This is a genomic window from Arthrobacter sp. CAL618 (genome assembly GCF_000468215.1).
Taxonomy (GTDB): Bacteria; Actinomycetota; Actinomycetes; order Actinomycetales; family Micrococcaceae; genus Arthrobacter_D.
The window spans coordinates 1-4,629 of record NZ_ASZW01000006.1; the positions used below are offsets into that span (position 1 = coordinate 1).

At 59.5% G+C, this 4,629-nt stretch carries 4 protein-coding genes; all 4 read left to right on the forward strand.

All coding sequences use genetic code 11. The features are described from left to right. Window positions 1–251: 251 nt before the first annotated feature. The 4 genes from rpsL (at window position 252) to tuf (ending at window position 4,595) form a co-directional block, all read left to right on the forward strand. Window positions 252–626 (forward strand): 30S ribosomal protein S12, encoded by a 375-nt coding sequence (gene rpsL / locus K728_RS0100120; protein WP_019481488.1) that lies wholly within the window; start codon window positions 252–254, stop codon window positions 624–626. Further along, window positions 626–1,096 carry a 30S ribosomal protein S7 gene (rpsG, locus tag K728_RS0100125; RefSeq protein ID WP_019481489.1) on the forward strand — a complete coding sequence of 157 codons (471 nt, stop codon included), beginning with the start codon at window positions 626–628 and terminating at the stop codon, window positions 1,094–1,096. Before rpsL ends, rpsG begins: the two co-directional genes overlap by 1 nt. Window positions 1,097–1,138: 42 nt before the next feature. Next, on the forward strand, window positions 1,139–3,253 hold the full coding sequence (gene fusA, locus K728_RS0100130; protein WP_019481490.1) for an elongation factor G: 2,115 nt from the start codon (window positions 1,139–1,141) through the stop codon (window positions 3,251–3,253). Window positions 3,254–3,404: 151 nt separating this feature from the next. Beyond that, window positions 3,405–4,595 carry an elongation factor Tu gene (gene tuf, locus K728_RS0100135; protein WP_024475450.1) on the forward strand — a complete coding sequence of 397 codons (1,191 nt, stop codon included), beginning with the start codon at window positions 3,405–3,407 and terminating at the stop codon, window positions 4,593–4,595. The last annotated feature ends 34 nt before the right edge of the window (window positions 4,596–4,629 follow it).

A 4,629-nucleotide genomic window follows, 5' to 3' on the forward strand; every position in this document is an offset into this window, starting at 1 on the left:
CCCGGGGGAGCGGAAGGGGGAAGTCCTGGATTCCCGGGCGCGTCTGGCCGGCAAGCGATCTCTGGTAGAGTAGTGGTAATTGTTTGTGTGGCAGAGGATCGGCGTCCTGACGGACGTATCTCCGCGTTGTAGGGAACTTGTACAACGAATGCCACATTTTCGCACGCCTACGGTCAAGTCGCGACGGCTTACATGTGTGGGTTGGGCGCAAACGACAGCCACTATCTCTAGACATTACGGAGAACGCAGAAGTGCCTACTATTAACCAGCTGGTCCGTAAGGGCCGGACACCTAAGGTCGTCAAGACCAAGGCGCCCGCACTGAAGGGCAGCCCCATGAAGCGCGGCGTTTGCACCCGCGTTTACACGACCACCCCCAAGAAGCCGAACTCGGCGCTCCGTAAGGTTGCCCGCGTGCGCCTCAACGGCGGCATCGAAGTTACCGCTTACATCCCAGGTGTCGGTCACAACCTTCAGGAACACTCCATCGTGCTGGTGCGCGGTGGTCGTGTGAAGGATCTGCCCGGTGTCCGCTACAAGATCGTCCGTGGTGCGCTTGATACCCAGGGTGTCAAGAACCGCAAGCAGGCTCGCAGCCGCTACGGCGCGAAGATGGAGAAGAAGTAATGCCACGTAAGGGCCCGGCCCCGAAGCGGCCGCTCGTTGTAGATCCCGTTTACGGTTCACCCCTGGTCACTCAGCTGATCAATAAGGTGCTCGTTGACGGCAAAAAGTCCACAGCAGAACGCATTGTATACGGCGCACTTGAGGGTGCCCGTGCCAAGAGTGGTGGCGACCCCGTCGCAGCACTCAAGAAGGCGATGGACAACGTCAAGCCTTCCCTCGAGGTTCGCTCCCGCCGAGTCGGCGGCGCGACCTACCAGGTACCCGTCGAGGTCAAGCCAGGCCGCTCCATGGCTCTTGCCCTGCGGTGGCTCGTTGGTTACTCGAAGGCACGCCGCGAGAAGACCATGACCGAGCGTCTGATGAACGAGATTCTGGATGCCTCGAACGGTCTCGGAGCAGCTGTGAAGCGCCGCGAGGACACGCACAAGATGGCCGAGTCGAACAAGGCCTTCGCACACTACCGCTGGTAACCAGACTCCGACTTCTAGAAACCCAAGAATAAGGGAGACACCGTGGCACAGGATGTGCTTACCGACCTCAACAAGGTCCGCAATATCGGCATCATGGCCCACATCGATGCCGGCAAGACCACTACTACCGAGCGCATCCTGTTCTACACGGGTGTAAACCACAAGATCGGCGAGACGCACGACGGCGCCTCCACGACTGACTGGATGGAACAGGAAAAGGAACGCGGCATCACCATCACGAGCGCCGCCGTGACTTGCTTCTGGAACAACAACCAGATCAACATCATCGACACCCCCGGCCACGTCGACTTCACGGTCGAGGTTGAGCGCTCACTGCGCGTCCTCGACGGTGCAGTGGCAGTGTTCGACGGCAAGGAAGGCGTAGAACCGCAGTCCGAAACAGTTTGGCGCCAGGCCGACAAGTACGAAGTTCCCCGTATCTGCTTCGTCAACAAGATGGACAAGCTCGGCGCTGACTTCTACTTCACCGTTGACACCATCATCAGCCGTCTCGGCGCCAAGCCGCTGGTCATCCAGCTGCCCATCGGTGCGGAGAACGACTTCGAAGGCGTCATCGACCTCGTGGAAATGCGCGCGCTGACCTGGCGCGGCGACTCCAAGGGTGACGTCACCATGGGCGCAAAGTACGAGATCGAAGAGATCCCGGCTGACCTCGTGGAGAAGGCTAACGACTACCGGGCGCGTCTGCTCGAAGCCGTTGCCGAAGCTGACGATGAGCTCATGGAGAAGTACCTCGCCGGCGAAGAGCCTTCCGTTGCCGAGATCAAAGCCGGAATCCGTAAGCTCACCATTGCTTCGGAGATCTACCCGGTCCTGTGTGGCTCAGCGTTCAAGAACCGCGGCGTTCAGCCGATGCTTGACGCTGTCGTCGATTACCTGCCGAACCCACTGGATGTTCCCCCGATGATCGGTCACGATCCCCGGGACGAGGAAATCGAGTTGACTCGCAAGCCGAGCACCGAAGAGCCGTTCTCGGCTCTGGCGTTCAAGGTCGCTACCCACCCGTTCTTCGGACAGCTGACGTTCATCCGCGTGTATTCCGGTCAGATTTCTGCTGGCACGCAGGTGACCAACTCCACGAAGAACAAGAAGGAGCGCATCGGCAAGCTGTTCCAGATGCACGCCAACAAGGAAATCCCGGTTGAGGAAGCCCTTGCAGGTCACATCTACGCAGCCATCGGTCTGAAGGACACCACCACCGGCGACACACTGTCGGACAGTGCCAACCAGATCGTGCTCGAGTCGATGAGCTTCCCTGACCCCGTGATCTCGGTTGCTATTGAACCGAAGACCAAGGGTGACCAGGAGAAGCTGTCCACGGCTATCCAGAAGCTCTCCGCTGAGGACCCGACTTTCCAGGTTTCCCTCAATGTTGACACTGGCCAGACGATCATCGCTGGTATGGGCGAGCTCCACCTGGACATCCTTGTGGACCGCATGCGCCGCGAGTTCCGCGTCGAAGCCAACGTGGGCAAGCCCCAGGTTGCTTACCGCGAGACCATCAAGCGCGCCGTGGCCAAGCACGATTACACCCACAAGAAGCAGACGGGTGGATCGGGTCAGTTCGCGAAGATCCAGATCGCCATCGAGCCGATGGAAGTTGAAGACGGCGTCCTGTACGCGTTCGACAACAAAGTCACCGGTGGGCGTATCCCTCGCGAATACATCCCCAGCGTCGACGCGGGCATCCAGGATGCCCTCAACGACGGTGTCTTGGCCGGTTACCCGGTCGTCGGCATCAAGGCTGTGCTGCTCGACGGCGCATACCACGATGTTGACTCGTCTGAAATGGCGTTCAAGATCGCTGGCCGGATGGCGTTCAAGGAAGCGGCACGGATGGCTAACCCTGTCCTGCTCGAACCATTGATGGAAGTTGAAGTCCGCACCCCTGAGGAATACATGGGTGAAGTTATCGGTGACCTCAACTCGCGTCGTGGCCAGATGCAGTCCATGGAGGACGCCAGCGGTGTCAAGGTCATCAAGGCCATGGTGCCCCTGTCGGGGATGTTCGGATACATCGGTGACCTGCGGTCGAAGACCCAGGGCCGCGCGGTGTACTCGATGAAGTTCGACAGCTACTCGGAAGTTCCGAAGGCAGTTGCCGACGAGATCATCCAAAAGACCCGCGGCGAATAACCTTTCCGCAGACCAGCTGCAGGAGCCACCCGGCTCCTGCAGCATGCAGTAATTTCATCAAAGTAAAAGCCCCCAGTAGACTTGCAACAGTTTCAGCCGCGAACAGCGCGGCTGGGAAGCAAATCTTCTCAAAACGTTCTAGGAGGAACCCGTGGCGAAGGCAAAGTTCGAGCGGACTAAGCCGCACGTTAACATCGGAACCATCGGTCACGTTGACCATGGAAAGACGACGTTGACGGCTGCCATTTCCAAGGTGCTGTACGACAAGTACCCCAATCTCAACGAGGCACGCGACTTCGCGTCCATCGACTCGGCCCCCGAGGAGAAGCAGCGCGGCATCACCATCAACATCTCGCATGTTGAGTACCAGACCGAGAAGCGCCACTACGCACACGTAGACGCTCCCGGCCACGCTGACTACATCAAGAACATGATCACCGGCGCCGCACAGATGGACGGAGCAATCCTCGTGGTTGCTGCGACCGACGGCCCGATGGCTCAGACCCGCGAGCACGTTCTGCTTGCCCGCCAGGTTGGCGTTCCCTACCTGCTGGTCGCGCTGAACAAGTCCGACATGGTCGACGACGAGGAACTGCTTGACCTCGTCGAGATGGAGGTCCGCGAGCTTCTCAGCGCGCAGGGCTTCGACGGCGACGAGGCACCAGTGGTGCGCGTCTCCGGCCTGAAGGCACTCGAGGGCGACCCCGAGTGGGTCAAGTCCGTTGAGGACCTGATGGACGCAGTCGACAACAGCGTTCCGGACCCAGTCCGCGACAAGGACAAGCCGTTCCTGATGCCTGTTGAAGACGTCTTCACCATCACCGGCCGTGGCACCGTTGTAACGGGCCGCGCCGAGCGTGGAACCCTGAAGATCAACTCGGAAATCGAGATCGTCGGCATCCGTCCGGTCCAGAAGACCACGGTTACCGGTATCGAGATGTTCCACAAGCAGCTCGACGAAGCATGGGCAGGCGAGAACTGTGGTCTCCTGCTCCGCGGAATCAAGCGCGAAGATGTTGAGCGTGGCCAGGTTATCGTCAAGCCGGGTTCAATCACCCCGCACACCGATTTCGATGCCAACGTCTACATCCTGGCAAAGGACGAAGGCGGGCGTCACAACCCGTTCTACTCCAACTACCGCCCTCAGTTCTACTTCCGTACAACTGACGTCACCGGTGTCATTACTCTCCCCGAGGGTACTGAAATGGTTATGCCTGGCGACAACACTGAGATGACCGTTGCGCTCATCCAGCCAATCGCTATGGAAGAAGGCCTCGGCTTCGCTATCCGCGAAGGCGGCCGCACCGTAGGCTCAGGACGCGTTACCAAGATCCTGAAGTAACTCTTCACGGGTGACTAAGGTAAGGCCCCGCTGC